This window comes from Kitasatospora sp. NPDC005856 (assembly GCF_040629945.1).
Lineage (GTDB): Bacteria > Actinomycetota > Actinomycetes > Streptomycetales > Streptomycetaceae > Kitasatospora.
In genome coordinates this window covers 73,611-88,380 of the sequence record NZ_JBEXWT010000021.1, presented here as the reverse complement: position 1 = coordinate 88,380, position 14,770 = coordinate 73,611, and the positions used below count along the sequence as shown (strand labels likewise).

9 protein-coding genes are annotated in these 14,770 nt (G+C 69.0%); 6 read left to right on the top strand and 3 right to left on the bottom strand.

Annotation, left to right across the window (positions count from 1 at the left end):
* Positions 1 to 180 precede the first annotated feature (180 nt).
* The 5 genes from ABZ449_RS15670 (at position 181) to ABZ449_RS15650 (ending at position 8,789) form a co-directional block, all read left to right on the top strand.
* Entirely contained in the window at positions 181 to 1,569 is a 1,389-nt protein-coding gene (locus tag ABZ449_RS15670; protein WP_360345773.1) for a condensation domain-containing protein, read from the top strand.
* Between the two features lie 36 nt (positions 1,570 to 1,605).
* Positions 1,606 to 1,821 (top strand): MbtH family NRPS accessory protein, encoded by a 216-nt coding sequence (locus ABZ449_RS15665; RefSeq protein WP_360345771.1) that lies wholly within the window; start codon positions 1,606 to 1,608, stop codon positions 1,819 to 1,821.
* Positions 1,818 to 2,570, top strand: a complete 753-nt coding sequence (locus ABZ449_RS15660; protein WP_360345769.1) for an alpha/beta fold hydrolase — start codon at positions 1,818 to 1,820, stop codon at positions 2,568 to 2,570. The genes ABZ449_RS15665 and ABZ449_RS15660 overlap by 4 nt, the downstream gene beginning before the upstream one ends.
* Positions 2,571 to 2,625: 55 nt before the next feature.
* The gene (locus ABZ449_RS15655; RefSeq protein WP_360345767.1) at positions 2,626 to 6,066 is read left to right on the top strand and encodes an amino acid adenylation domain-containing protein; all 3,441 of its coding nucleotides are present in this window, start codon (positions 2,626 to 2,628) and stop codon (positions 6,064 to 6,066) included.
* Positions 6,067 to 6,137: 71 nt separating this feature from the next.
* The gene (locus ABZ449_RS15650; RefSeq protein WP_360345765.1) at positions 6,138 to 8,789 is read left to right on the top strand and encodes an amino acid adenylation domain-containing protein; all 2,652 of its coding nucleotides are present in this window, start codon (positions 6,138 to 6,140) and stop codon (positions 8,787 to 8,789) included.
* Positions 8,790 to 9,000: 211 nt separating this feature from the next.
* On the opposite strand, the gene ABZ449_RS15645 is transcribed toward ABZ449_RS15650, so the two are convergent.
* The 3 genes from ABZ449_RS15645 to ABZ449_RS15635 form a co-directional block, all read right to left on the bottom strand.
* Complete coding sequence (locus tag ABZ449_RS15645; protein WP_360345763.1) at positions 9,001 to 10,305, bottom strand: condensation domain-containing protein; 1,305 nt, start codon at positions 10,303 to 10,305, stop codon at positions 9,001 to 9,003.
* Between the two features lie 112 nt (positions 10,306 to 10,417).
* Positions 10,418 to 10,555 (bottom strand): hypothetical protein, encoded by a 138-nt coding sequence (locus ABZ449_RS15640; RefSeq protein WP_360345761.1) that lies wholly within the window; start codon positions 10,553 to 10,555, stop codon positions 10,418 to 10,420.
* A gap of 24 nt (positions 10,556 to 10,579) precedes the next feature.
* Positions 10,580 to 11,776 (bottom strand): aminotransferase class I/II-fold pyridoxal phosphate-dependent enzyme, encoded by a 1,197-nt coding sequence (locus ABZ449_RS15635; protein ID WP_360345759.1) that lies wholly within the window; start codon positions 11,774 to 11,776, stop codon positions 10,580 to 10,582.
* A gap of 594 nt (positions 11,777 to 12,370) precedes the next feature.
* Between ABZ449_RS15635 and ABZ449_RS15630 the strand changes: the two genes are divergently transcribed.
* Positions 12,371 to 14,710: a non-ribosomal peptide synthetase gene (locus ABZ449_RS15630; protein ID WP_360345757.1), complete on the top strand. Its 2,340-nt coding sequence runs from the start codon at positions 12,371 to 12,373 to the stop codon at positions 14,708 to 14,710.
* Positions 14,711 to 14,770: the final 60 nt, after the last annotated feature.

Here is a 14,770-nt window from a genome sequence, read left to right as displayed (position 1 = left end):
AATCTTGACAGGGTGAAGGGAATCGAAAGAGACTATGTGGGTCGCGGCGTGTGAATTAATTCTCCTGTCGGGTGCTACCCACGCCTGTTGAAATGCTCGGAATCAGTGGAAAGCCTCTCTGAATCGGTCACGTCGGTCCGGGCATTCTGTAAACCATTGATTTGAAGATTGGCTGGCCAAGTGGCAGACCCCTACGATTTCGAGGGTGACAGGGCCTGGTTCGAACTGTGGAACGGTCAAAGGGGGTTGTGGCTCCAGCATCAGCTGGACGAGGGTCGGGCGGAATCCAACCTTCCGTACTGGCAGCACTTGTACGAGGCGGTGGACATCGTCGCCGTGCGCCGTGCCGCAGCCTTCCTGATGGACCGGCACCAGGCCCTGCGGCTGTCCTTCCGGGACACTCCGGAGGGTCCGCGCCAGCGTGTCCTGCCTGAATTCGACCTGGACGTGCCGCTCGTCGACCTGACCGGCGCGGCCGATCCGACGGCCGAACTGGATCGGCGCGTCCGGGCCGAGAACGCGACCCCCTTCGACGAACTCGCCACCCCGCCGGTGCGGCTCAAGGTGTTCAAGCTGGCTGCCGACCACCACTGCCTCTACGTGAACGTGCACCACATCATCACGGACGGCACCAGCATGGGCATCTTCATCCGCGAACTGCTGCTCTGCTACAGAGCTTTCGCCGCGGATGGAGAGCCGGAGCTGCCCCCGCTCCCGACGACCTACGACGCCTTCGTACGGGGTCGGCGGGAGTGGCTGGCGAGCGACCGGAGCAAGGCCATGGAGGTGTACTGGCTCGACCAGCTGGCCGCCCCGCTGCCACGGCTGCGCATCGGGGACTACGATGCGCCCGCCGATGAGGTGGTGAACGAGACGCTGGAGTTCGACGTCGAGGCCGACACGGCCGCAGGGCTGGCGGCACTGGTCAAGAAGCTGAGCGTCACGCCGCACATCCTGTTGCTCAGCGTCTACGCGGTCGCGTTGCGAGACATCAGCGCCGACGACGACATCGTGGTCTGCGTCCCGTTCTCCGGCCGGGACACCAAGGAGTTGGACGGCATGTTCGGCAGTTTCGTCAACCCGCTCTCCGTCCGGGTGCGGATGTCGGGTGCGGACCCCTTCGAAGAGGTCGTGCGCCGGACCAGGGCCGTGAGCATCGGCGCCTATGCGCACAGCCGTTATCCGTTCGCCCTGCTGCTCGAGAAGCTCGATGTGGAATCCCGACCCGGCCGGAACCCGGTCTTCTCGACCTCCTTCCAGTTCGCGGACTTCCTGCCCCCGGCCCGGCAGACCTCGCAGCTCGACCTCTGCCTGTTCGGTAAGCCGGACGGCGACCGGCTCAGTCTGCGGCTCAACTACAACTCCCGACGGCTGGCGAAGTCCGAGGCCGAGGAGGTCCGGTCGGCCTTTCTGGCTGTCCTGCGGACGGTCGTCGAGGACGTGACGGTCTCGCTGGCCGCCCTGGCGGAGCCGCTGGCGCGGGCCCGGCGGGCGGCGCGGACCGTACCCGCCGGCCGTCGTCGGCTGGGGGCCCTGCGAGCCTCCCGGCCCGGGACGCCGAACGCCTGAGCCGGTATTCCGCCATCTCACCGAAAGGAAGGGCCCATGGACGGACAGCGTGACGACGACGGCTATGTCGTGGTGATCAACTCCGAGGAGCAGTACTCCATCTGGCCGCAGGGCCGCGAGCTGCCCGCCGGCTGGCGGGAGACGGGCGAGCGGGGCTCGAAGGAGGCCTGTCTCGCGCACGTCGACGAGGTGTGGACGGACATGCGTCCGCTGAGCCTGCGCCGGGAGATGGCGGGTGGGACCGGCCGATGAGGGTGACGGTCAGGCCGCTCGCCGAGCGACCACAGGCGGCCACGCGGCTGTTCTGCTTCCCGTACGCCGGCGGCGGTGCCTCGGTGTTCCGCGACTGGGCCGCCGCCCTGCCCGCCGACATCGAGCCGTGGTCGGTACAACTTCCGGGCAGAGAAGACCAGTTGGGCGATCCGCTGTTCGACCGGATGGGCGCGGTGCTCAACGTCCTGGTGCCCTCGGTCATCCCGCACCTGGACCGTCCGTTCGCATTCTTCGGGCATAGCATGGGCGCCTTGGTGGCCTGGAGCCTCACCCGCACCCTGCAGCGGATGGAGATCGGCTCACCCACCCGGCTGTTCGTCTCGGGGTGCGTACCGCCCCAAGCCCGGGAGGAGACCGCGTACCACGCCGGTCCGGAGAAGGAGCTGATCGGGAGACTGCGCTCCTGGTCCGCGACACCGGAAGCGGTTCTGGCGGACCCGGAACTGATGCGCCTGATGCTCCCGGTGATCCGGGCCGACCTCGCGGTGGTCGAGACCTACCGGTTCACCGGCGGGCCGCTGCTGACCTGCCCGGTCACGGCGTTCGGTGGGACCGAGGACGATCCCGCGGGCAATGCGGCGATGCCGCGCTGGGGCGAGCTCACAGCCGGCGGCTTCGACCTGCGGGTCTTTCCCGGCGGCCACTTCTTCCTGCACTCTGCCCGTCCGGCCGTGCTCGCCGAGATCGCCGGGCGGCTCGCTGCCGTGCCCCGGCAGAACGGTCACTGACCCGAAGCCCTTCGAAACAACCATCCTCTCGATCGACGGATTTAGGTGGAACGACATGTCGCAGCGGTCCGTGATGGACGTCGTCTCGGATGTGTGGACGGCTGTCCTGCACACCGAGATATCCGGTCCTGACGCCAATTTCTTCGCGCTGGGCGGAAATTCACTGAAAGGTGCCAGAGCGATCAGCCGGCTGCGCGAGGAGCTGGGCATCCGGATTCCGCTCAGCGTGCTCTTCGATGCACAGACCCTCGTCGAGCTGACCGCGGCCATCGAGGCGATGCGGGAGACGGAGCCCGGGGCGGAACAGACCATCGAGCCGTTCGAGGGGCGCTCGGGCGAGGTCTTCCACGCGCCCACCTCGTTCACCCAGCAGCGGCTGTGGGTCGACGAGCACATCCAGGGTGCGAGCTCCCGCTACAACATCCCGATGGCGAACGAGCTCGTGGGCCCGCTCGACATCACGGCCCTGGGGCAGGCCGTCCAGGCGCTGGTCGACCGGCACGAGGTGTTCCGCACCACCATCAAGGCGGTCGACGGATTCCCCGAGCAGGTGATCCAGGCCAAGGCCGAACTGCCGCTGACCGTGGTCGACCTCCGGGACGAGCCGGAGGAGAAGCAGGAGCAGGTTCTGGCCGGTCTGCTCCTCGACTCCGCCCAGCGGCCGTTCGACGTGGAGCAGGGGCCGCTGCTCCGGGTCGAGCTGTACCGGCTGGACGAGGACTGGCACGTCCTGCTCATCAACCTGCACCACATCATCACCGACGTGTACTCCTTCGAACTCGCCATGGCCGAGCTGCTGGAGCTTTACGCCGCCGCCGCCGACGGCGGGATCCCTGCGGCCGTGAAGCCGCCGGTGCAGTACGCCGACTACGCCGCCTGGCAGCGGCGCACGGTCACCGGGGCCACGCTCGAACGCCAACTGGACTACTGGAAGGACCGACTGCGCGGCCCGCTCCCCGTGCTGGACCTTCCGACCGATCTGCCGCCCCGGGAGACCGGCACGAGCCAGGGGGCGTCGGTGGACATCGAGCTGCCCCGAGCGGTGTCGCGTAGGATCCGCGAGCTGTCCAGGGAGCACAACGCCACTCCGTTCATGACCATGTTCACGCTGCTCAACGTGCTGCTCAGCCGGTACAGCGGCCAGACGGACATCGTGGTCGGCATCCCCAGCGCCAACCGTGATCTGCCGGAGCTCGAGTCCATGCTCGGGTGCTTCCTCAACACCCTCGCCCTGCGCAGCGACCTGTCCGGCGACCCGACGCTGGCCGAGCTGCTCGGCCGGGTCCGGGGCAGGATCCTGGAGGACTTCGCCCACCAGGACGTCCCCTATGAGCGGGTGGTCAACGCGGTCTCGACCGACCGTTCCTCACGGCAGGGGCCGTTCCGGGTCATGCTGGCGTACCAGCACGCGGTCCCGGCGCCGGAGCTGGCCGGGATCACCGTCAACGACGTCGAGTTGGGCCTGAACCTGAAGGCGGTCAAGTTCGACCTGGTGTTCCGGGTCGTCGAGACCGAATTCACGTACCGCCTCGCGATCGACTACAACACCGACCTCTTCCTCGAGGACAAGGCCTGGCGCATCCTCGACCACTTGGCCGTGCTCGCGGCCGACGCGGTGGCCGCCCCCGCCAAGCGCCTCTCCGAGCTCACCATCCTTCCCGAGGAGGAGCGTCGTCAGCTTGAGGAGTGGTCCACCGCCGGCTGCGGTCCCTACCCCACGGACCTCTTCCTGCACCGGCTGTTCGAGGCGCAGGCGCTCAGGACCCCGGACGCGGACGCGGTGGAGAGTGGCGACGAGCGGGTCAGCTACCGCGAACTCGACAGCAGGGCATCCCGGTTGGCCGACGAGTTGACGGCGCGCGGCATCGGCACCGACGATCTGGTCGGCCTGTGCGCGGACCCGTCGGTGGACCTCATCGTCGGCATCCTCGGCATCCTGAAGTCCGGTGCCGCCTACGTGCCGATCGATCCGCTCGCCCCCGTCGACCGGATGTCGTACGTCGTCGCGGACAGCGGGATGAAGATCCTGGTCACCACCCCGGAACTGCGGGACCAGCTGCCGACGGCCGTCCTGGAGAGCGTGGACGTGGTGAGCACCGCGCGGGACGGCGCGCGGGGCGGCGCCCCGGGGTCCGCGCTGCATCCCTCGCAGCTGGTGTACCTGATGTACACGTCCGGGACCACCGGCCGGCCCAAGGGCGTCGGCCTGCCGCACACCGCGATCACCCCGTGGATCCAGTGGGCCCAGGACATCCGTCCGATCGGGCCCGGCACCCGGGTGGTGCACAACCTCTCCTACCACTTCGACTGGTCTGTCGAGCAGATGTTCCACGCACTGACCGCAGGCGCCTGCCTGGTCATGCTGCCCCGTGAGGTCAAGGCCGACGGCCGGGCCACCGCCCGGTTCATCAACGAGCAGTCGATCCACATGCTGTACCTGACGCCGACCCAGATGCGCGGCATCACCGACGCCGGCCTCGACATGCCGACGTTGCGGCACGTGTCCATGGGTGGCGAGAACCTGGACGCCGACCTGGTGGCGCGGACCCGTGCGGTCGTCTCCGCCGGGTGCGAGATCTGGAACGAGTACGGGCCGACGGAGACCGCGGGCGCGGCCCTGGTCGGCCGGATGGGCGACGAGCCGCTGGAGCGCAGCTCCATGCCGCTGGGTGAGTTGATCGCCAACGCCTCCTGCGCGGTGGTCGACCGCTGGGGGAACCTGCAGCCCATCGGCGTGCCCGGCGAGCTCTGGATCGGTGGTGACGGCGTCGCTCGCGGCTACCGCAACCAGCCCGCCCTGACCGCCGACCGGTTCGCCCCGGACCCGGCCCGGCCCGACCGACGCCTCTATCGCACGGGTGACCTGGTGCGCCGCCTGCCCAACGGGGAGATGGAGTTCCTGGGCCGGGTCGACAATCAGGTCAAGATCCGCGGCGTGCGGGTCGAGCTGGAGGAGATCGAATCGGTGCTGCGCGGTCACCCGGAGGTGGCGAACGCCGTGGTGGTCCTGGAGCCCGACCAGCGGCTGGTCGCCCACGTGGTCAGGACACCGGGCAGCGGGCTCGACGAGGCCGCGCTCCGTACCCACCTCGCCCCGAAGCTGCCCATCGTCATGCAGCCGGCCGTGTTCATGTGGCTCGAGGCCATGCCGCTCTCCCCGACCGGCAAGGTGGACCGCCAGCGGCTGCCCCGACCCGAGCCGATTCCTGTGCTTCCGACGGCCGTGACGCCGCCGAGCACGGAGACGGAGCGCACCGTCGCGGCGGCCTGGGCGGAGGTGCTCGGGTTCGCCGAGGTGGACGTGCGGGCCAACTTCTTCGAGGCCGGCGGGGACTCGTTCTCCCTGCTGGCGGTCGTCAGCCGACTGCGGGCCGAGCTCGAGCTGGACATCCCGGTGCGCGCCCTGGTCGACACGCCGACCGTCGAGACGCTGGCCGCGCACATCGAGGCACTGCGCCGGGCGGCCTTCCATGCGTCCGCAACGCCCCTTCCGTAGCGTGTCTCGGTCCGGCGGTCAGTTCGACAACGATGGGAAGTGACGTCATGAGCGACTCCGCGGCTCACGACATGGCGGCAGAGACTCTGCCCGATCTGTTCGCGGCCCAGGTGGCCCGTACCCCTGACGCCGTCGCGCTCGTCGGCGTCGACGCATCTCTCACGTACGCCGAGCTGGACGCCAGGGTCGGCCGACTGGCGCGGTTGCTCATGGCCAAGGGGGCGGGGCCCGAAACGATCGTGGCGGTCGCGGTGCCGCGATCCGTGGAACTGCTGGTCGCCCTCTACGCGGTGCACAGGGCCGGGGCCGCGTACCTTCCGGTCGATCCGCTGCTGCCCGCCGAGCGTGTACGGGAGATGACCGAGGACGCACGGCCCGTGCTGATGCTCGACAGCGAGGACGTCCGGCGGATGTCGGAGGAGGGCGCGTCCGAGACAGACGAGACCGGGTGGCCCTCGCTGCACCCGTCGAGCACCGCCTACGTCATCTTCACCTCGGGATCCACCGGCCGGCCCAAGGGGGTGGCCGTGTCCCACGAGGCCATCGTCAACCGCCTGCGCTGGATGCAGGCGGAGTATCCGCTGGGCCACGACGACCGCGTCCTGCAGAAGACCCCCTCCGGATTCGACGTCTCCGTGTGGGAGTTCTTCTGGCCGCTGTGCGTCGGTGCGCGCCTCGTCCTGGCCGGGCCGGACGAGCACCGGGATCCCACCCGGATCGCCGAGCTGATCCGGGCGGAGCGGATCACGACCGTGCATTTCGTCCCGTCCATGCTGCGTCACTTCCTCGAAGAGCCGACGACGGCCCGATGCGATTCGCTGCGCCGGGTGTTCGCGAGCGGCGAGGCGCTCTCGGCCGACCTGCGGTCACGGTTCTTCCGCCTCCTGGACGCCGAACTGCACAACCTCTACGGGCCCACCGAGGCCGCGGTGGATGTGTCCTACTGGCGCTGCGGCCCCGGCGACCCACCCGGCCCGGTGCCGATCGGTGCCCCGGTGCGGAACACCCGGCTGTACGTTCTGGACGAGCAGTTGAACCAGGCCGCGCCCGGTGTGGCCGGCGAGCTCTACATCTCGGGTGTCCAGCTGGCCCGGGGGTACGTCAACCGGCCGGGGCTGACAGCAGAGCGGTTCGTCCCCGATCCCCACGGCCCTGAAGGCAGCCGGATGTACCGAACCGGGGATCTCGCCCGGCGGGACCCGGACGGGATCCTGCACTACCTGGGCCGCACCGACCACCAGGTCAAGGTGGGCGGCGTGCGCATCGAACTCGGCGAGATCGAAGCGACGTTGGCCCGGCACGCCGCGGTCGCCGACGCGGTGGTGGCCGCGAGGCCCGACGAGGCCGGCGAGACGCGGCTGACCGCCTACCTGGTACCCGACCCCGTCGAGGCCGCCGCGCTGCGGAACCTGTGCCGCCTCGAAGAAGCCGGGCTCCTCGACCGGAAGGACCTGCAGACCCTACCGAACGGCATGGCCGTCGTCGCGTCCAACCGGGCGGAGGCGGACTTCCTGTACCGCGAGATCTTCGAGGAGGGCGAGTATCTGCGGCACGGGATCACGCTGCCCGACACCGGGGCCTGCGTCTTCGACGTGGGCGCGCACATCGGGTTCTTCGCGCTCGCGGTGGCCCGCGCCCGTCCCGGCAGCGTGGTCCATTCGTTCGAGCCGATTCCGCAGCTGTTCCGCATGCTCGAACTCAACACCCGACTGCACGGAGTCGACGCCAGGCTGTTCCCGTGTGGCCTCGCCGAAGCGGCGGGTACAGCGTCGTTCACCTACTATCCGCAACTGTCGATAATGTCGGGGCGATTCGGTGACATCGCCGAGGAACGCGGTGTCCTGGAGGCCTTCGTCCGCAACGAGCAGCCGATGCGGGAAGCCCTTCCGCAGAGCGGCGCGGCGGATCTCGACAGTCTGCTCACAGAGCGGCTGCGACACACCGACGTGACCTGCGAGCTGCGCACGCTGTCGGACGTCATCGACGAGACCGGTGTGGAACGGATCGACCTGCTCAAGATCGATGCGGAGAAGAGCGAACGCGAGGTGCTTCTGGGGCTCCGTGAGGAGCACTGGAACCTGGTCCGCCAGCTGGTGATCGAAGCGCACAACGCCCCGGGCCGGATCGACTGGATCCGGGGCCAACTGGAGGAGCGGGGGTACCGGGTCACCGTCGACGGGCTGGCGATGCTCTCGGAGACCGGTCTGGTCACCCTCTACGCAGTCCGCGGCGGGCAGCCGGCCTCCGGCGGCGGGGAGAGTGGCGCACCGGCGTACCGTGGGTCGGGTTGGTCGTCTCCGGATCTGTACGTCGATGACGTGCGGCGGGAAGCGGAGCTCCGGCTCCCGCCACAGATGGTTCCGGACCACTTCGTGATCGTCGACGCGCTTCCGCTGACGGCCAACGGCAAGCTCGACCGGGCGGCACTCCCTGCGCCCCGGCGCCGACCGACCGGGAGAACGGCCGCTCCGCGCGACACGACCGAGGTGCTGCTCTGCTCCTTGTTCGCCGACGTGCTTGCCGCGCCCGACATGGGGATCCACGACGACTTCTTCCTTCTGGGCGGCAACTCCTTCGACGCGATCCGCCTGGTGGCCCGGATCCGTGAGGCGCTGGGTATCGGAGTGACCGTCCCGAGCCTGTTCAAGGCCCCGACAGTGGCCGCCTTCGCCGAACTGCTGGCCCATGGAGCCGACGGAGCCCCGTTCCCGCTCGACGCATGACCCTTCCGCGCGTCGATGCTCGCTTACGCGGTGCCGCACCGCCTTTCCGACTGCGCCCAGGCCGGCGGACAGTCCTGCCCCTGTTGAACTGCCCCTCCCGTCCGGGTACCTGGATGGGAGGGGCTCGCGGCACGGCGGACTCCTGGAAGCTGCCAGGGACGGTGGACCCCGGCTCCCGCACCGGCGTACGGCAAGCACATCAACGTGGTGGTCAGGCGGGAGCTTCCGAGGAGGAAGAGTGCGGCGCGGCTGACGTCGTGGCCGGCGGGGCGATTTCGACGAGTTGGCTGTCGAAGGCGCGCAGCAGATCAGGGAGCCGTTGCGACCAGGAACCGGTCAGCGGAGCCTGGACGACGCATTTCAGGGTCCCGTCGGGCAGTTCGCACACCTGGAGCTGAACCTCGGCGACCGCGCCGACCGGCGGCACCGGAACGGTGTGCATCCTTACCGGACCGGCCGAATGCTCGACGCGCTGCCAGTTCTCGAAGGCGAACAGCACCTGGTAGACGGGCATCCGACCACCGGGGACGGTCTGTACGGCCCGGACGATTTCGTAACGGGGCAGCGCGGAGCCCATGATGCTCTGCCGCACGGCAGCCCAGACCCGCTCGACCACCCCGGGTGCCGACAGCTCGGGCATCCGCACCGGCAGGATGTCCATCAGGCAGCCGAGTTCGTCCTTCTGCCCGGCCGAGCGGGCGGCCACCGGTGTGCCGACGCAGAAGTCGGAGCCGCCGGTGATCTCGGCCAGAGCCCGGCCGTACGCGGCCAGCAGCACCGCGAATGGTGAGCAGGCGCTGCGCCTGGCCTGGTCGCGCACCGCCTGCCAGGTGCTGGGCGGACAGGTGGTTCGGAGCTCGGCCGACCCACCTACACCGAGCTCGTGCTGGTTCGGCGCCGGGCTGCCGTCCGGGGTGGGCAGGTCGGCCGCCCCAGCCAGCAAGGCACGCCAGTGTGTGGTGAGTTCGGCGTGTTGCGCCGGCGTGAGTTCTGCGGCCTCCATTCGTTCCAGCACGGGCAGACCGGTCGCGACGCCGTCGACGGCCCGTGCGTAGGCACACGCCAGATCGGCGGCGAACACCTCCTGGGAGAGGCCGTCGAAGGCGATGTGATGGACCGCCAGGAAGACGGTGGCGCCCTGTGCGTCCGGGGCGACTGCGGCCCGGTGAACGCGGCCCGCGGCGAGATCGAAGGTGTCAGCGTTCAGCAGGGCGGCGGCCGCCTCCTCGAAGCCGGTGCCGGACCCGAGGCGCAGTAGCGGCTCTGCGACCGGCTCCGCGAGGACCTTGCGGACCACCTGCTCCTGCTCGAAGACGAAGGCGGTGCGCAGCGCCTCCTGGCGGCGCGCCACCGCCGACAGCGCTGCGTCGAGGGCGGGGAGATCGAGCGGGCCGTCGACGCGGACCTGGGCGAGGACCCAGCCGGCGCGGCTCGCCGGGGCGATCTGCTCACCGAGCCAGAACTGCATTTCCAGGGCGGAGGCCAGCTGGACCCGCACCGTCGCGTGGTCAGTCACAGGAAAGCTCCTTGTCCGTGCCTGCGGGGTTGTTGGTGCTGATCGGAACGTCCATGTCGTGCAGCTCGCGATTGCGCAGGGGGACGAGGACCAGGGCGAGGTGACCGGCACCTTAGGCGAGAAGGGTCCAAGGCAGGCCGATGCCGTGGATCGCCCGGACCGCCACCAGGATGCCGATCGGTGTGGCGCTCATGACAACGGCTGAGGTGAGCGCGAAGTCCTGCCCGAACAAGGCCTGCGGCACCCTCATGAACGATCGAGGCTGACGCGGTTCTCAATGACGTCCGCGCCGTCGCAACGCGGCGCTCATACGGTCCAGGGTCTCTTCCAGGACCTGTGGGGACGTACCGAAATTGAGCCGTACGAATCCATCGCCGCCGGCTCCGAAGGCCGGACCGGAGAAGAGGAGCACCTTGGCCTCGTCGCGGAAGAAGGGCATGGGGTCCGGACCGATCCCCAGCTGCCGGCAGTCGAGCCAGGCAAGGAAAGTGGCCTCCGGAGTCTGACATCGGATCCCCTCCGGGAGCCGCTCGGCCAGTAGCCGCCGGTTCCGGTCCAAGATGGCCAGCACGTCGTCCAGCCAGGCATCGCCCGAGGTCCAGGCGGCCTTCAGTGCCTCGACCGCGAGCACTCCTACTTGGCCGAAAAGCAGCCCGCGCCGGGCGTCGACGGCATCCCGTACGGCCTGCGGTCCTATGTGTGCCAGCGCGCAGCGGATCCCGGCGAGGTTGAATGCCTTGCTCCCCGAGGTGAGGGTGACGGTGCGGGCGGCGATTTCCGGGCTGAGCGAGGCGAAGGGAATGTGCTGGTTCGGGGCATGGGTCAGATCCGCGTGCACCTCGTCGGAGATCACCAACAGGTTGAACCTGAGCACGAGTTCCGCGAGTGACTCCAGCTCGTCACGGCGGAACACCCGGCCGGTGGGGTTGTGGGGGTTGACGAGGAAGAGCACACGGCAGCGCCCCGAGCCCTCGTCCGCCGCGGTCCGCTCCATGAGCGCGGGATCGAACTCCCACCCGCCCTCGCCCTCCTGGATCGGAACGGTCAGCGCCCTGCGGCCGATCCTCTCGATGACATCGACGAACGGCGGGCACACGGGGGTGTGCAGAAGTACCGCATCGCCGGGGTCGGTGGCGACCTGGAGCGTCGCGAGCATCGCCTGGTTGATGTCCGTGAACAGCCGGACGTGCGTGGGATCAGGCCCATGGCCATACCGGTGCCGCGTCCGCTCGGCGAACACCTCGCCGAGCGGGCCGCCGCGGCTCTCGTCGAACCATGGGGGGTAGCCGAGATCGCCGTCGGCGCGGCGCAGCAGGGCCTGGCGTATCGCGGGTGCGGTCGGAAAGTCCATGTCCGCGACCCAAGAGGCCAGCATGCCGTCGCCCGCGGTGGCCCACTTCTCCCCGTCCCGCTGTGACAGGCGGCTCAGTTCGAGGGCGTCGAGAGCAGTTGACGAAGTGTCGGCGTTCATAGTCCTGTTCCGTGTTGGTTCGATGGCACAGCGCTGTGCGGACCAATGCCGGTGCAGTGCCGCACGACGGAGAGGAGGTTGGTACGGAAAGCCTGCGGCAGGAAACCGATCGCTCGGCAGAACTCCTGCGAGTCCCCCCGCCCTCCGGTCGCATCCCCACAGTCCTGTTGGGCCACAAGGGAGTTCCCTCCCCGAGTACGTCATGGTCGCCCTATGAGGGGAGCACACAAGGTTATGCGACAGCCTTCGACCGCGAAGTGTGACGTCGGCCACATTGCGGCGTTCGCAACCCGCAGATACTGTCGCCAACAGCGCCTTCCTCGGCCCGGATCAGACGCTGAGGCTGGTCGCTCCCAAAGCTTGGAGCTTCCTGGCCCGGCAGTCGGTGCGCACATGCGCCCATCCGATATTCACAGTCGAATTACATCTGCGATGTCGAGAATCTGTGACAGGAGACAGGAATTGTCCTCCCATGCCGCCCAAATCCCTGCGGACCGGCCGCGTGGCGTCGACGCACCCCGTTGCACGGGGGTGGTACGCCGAGAAATTCCCGGTCTCTACGCCAGCGCCGTCAGGGACGTGGCGGTGTCCTGTGTGACCGCCCCGGAGAGTGTGCTGCTCGCCGGCTTCGCCGCGCTGCTGTACCGGTACTCCGGCCAGAACCAGGTCGAGTTCCACGTGCGCCGCGAAGGAGGTGAGGACTGGCTGCTCCGATTCTCCGTCACCGGGGAGAGCACGCTCCGCGGACTGACCGGTGCGGCCAGTACCGTGGCGGCCCCCGGGAAGGAGCCCGCGCGCATCGGCGTACGTTTCGGTGCGGATCGGGCCGGCGAGGGCGATCGGCCGTACGAGGCCGAGCTCGTGCTGCCTGTGGCCGAGGCGGCGTCCCGGTCGGCCGCTCTCCACTTCGACGAGCGACTCTTCGAAACGGCGACCGGCGACCAGCTGCTTGCCCACTTCCAGAACCTGCTTGAGGACGGCGCGAACCGGCCGGACCAGGCGGTGGCGGATCTCGTGCTTCTCGCTGGGCCCGAGGTGCACCGGATCCTCATGGAATGGAACGACACCGCTGTCCAGCTGCCCCGCGAGGAAGGTTGTCTGCACGAGGCGTTCGAGGAGCGGGCCGCGCGGTCCCCCGAGGCCGTCGCCGTGATCCAGGGAGCGACCCGGCTGACGTTCCAGGAGATCAACGTCGCGGCGAACCGGCTGGCACATCATCTGAGGGGCCTGGGCGTCGGCCCCGACGACCGCGTCGGCCTCTACCTCGAGCACTCGCCTGATCTGCTGATCTCGATGCTCGGGGTACTCAAGGCCGGCGGGGCCTATGTGCCACTCGACCCCGGCTATCCGCGGGCCAGGGTGTCCACCATGATCACCGGTGCTTCCTGCGTGGCTCTGATCAGCCATAGCAAGCTCGCTGCCGCTCTGACCGGGGAGGACTCCGTACGGCAGGAACTCCTGGTGTTACTGGACCGCGAGACCGCCGCCCTGTCCGCTCAGCCCGATCACGATCCGAAGGCCCAGGCCGGGCCGGACAACCTCTGCTACGTCATCCATACTTCCGGTTCCACCGGAAAGCCGAAGCCGATCGCGCTGCGCCACCGGGGCGTGATGAACAACATCGAGGATCTCAACTCCCGCTTCGCTGTGGGCATCGGCGACAGTGTCCTCGGCCTGTCATCCCCGAGTTTCGACATGTCGGTCTACGAGTTCCTCGGGATGACGGCGGCAGGCGGCACTCTCGTCCTTCCTGCGCCCGGCCGGGCCAAGGATCCGGCGCACTGGGCCGAACTGGCGGCGGACCACGGCGTCACGGTGTGGAACACCGCCCCGGCGCTGCTGGAACTGGTGCTCGATCATGTCGAGCGCGGCGGGGGTGGCGGGCCCTCACCGGTCAACGCACTGCGGCTGATCATGATCGCCGGAGACTGGATCCCGCTGAAGCTGCCCGGACGCGCCCGCGGAGCCGCGCCCGATGCCAGGTTCATCTCCCTGGGTGGGGCCACCGAGGCCTCGATCTATTCGACGATATTCGAGGTCGAGGCCACCGAACCCACCTGGAGGAGCATTCCGTACGGGCGCCCGATGGCCAATCAGCGCACGTACATCCTGGACGAGTCACTTCAACCCGTTCCGCCGGGTGTCACGGGCGAGTTGTACCTCGCCGGCGTCGGCCTCGCGCTCGGCTACCTGGACCAGCCCGCATTGACCGCCGAGCGATTCATCGACTGGACGTACGGCCCAGTGGCCGACGAGCGGCTGTATCGCACCGGCGACTTGGCGAGGTTCGGTGCCGACGGACTGATCGAACTGATCGGCCGGACCGACCTTCAGGTGAAGATTCACGGGCTGCGGGTGGAGCTGACCGAGATCGAGTCCGTACTCCGCGACCATCCTCAGGTCAAAGAAGCGGCGGTGACCGCACAGACCGATGCCGTCGGCGTCCCGGTCCTGGTCGGATATGCCGTGCCGTGCGACGGCGAAGTCCTGGATCCGGAGGACATCCGCAGGACCCTCGCGGCCAGCCTCCCGGCTCACATGGTTCCCGGCACTGTGCTCGTGCTGCCGGCCATGCCGCTGAGCCCCAACGGGAAGCTGGACCGCAAGTCGCTTCCCACGGCCCCCTCACCGCACGAGGAGCGCCGTGGCGGCACCGTGCCCGTGGATGCCGAGCCCAGCAGTCCGTGGGAGAAGTGGATCGCCGCGGCATGGCGGGACGTTCTGGGTATCGATGCGATCCGGCGTGACGACGACTTCTTCGCTTTGGGCGGCGACTCGATGAAGGCCATGCGCAGTATGGCGCAGGTGCCCGAGCTGACGTTGGTGGCTCTGCACAGCCATCCGACCCTGCAGAGCCTGGCCGCGTATCTTCAGGCCACGGCCGCTCTGCCCGGGGCGGGGAACTCCGACCCCGGACAGAGTGGCGCAGCGTAACGGGACGGGCCTGGTGGACAAGGCGTGCCTGCACCCGCTGTCGGCCAGGCCGCGTCGGGC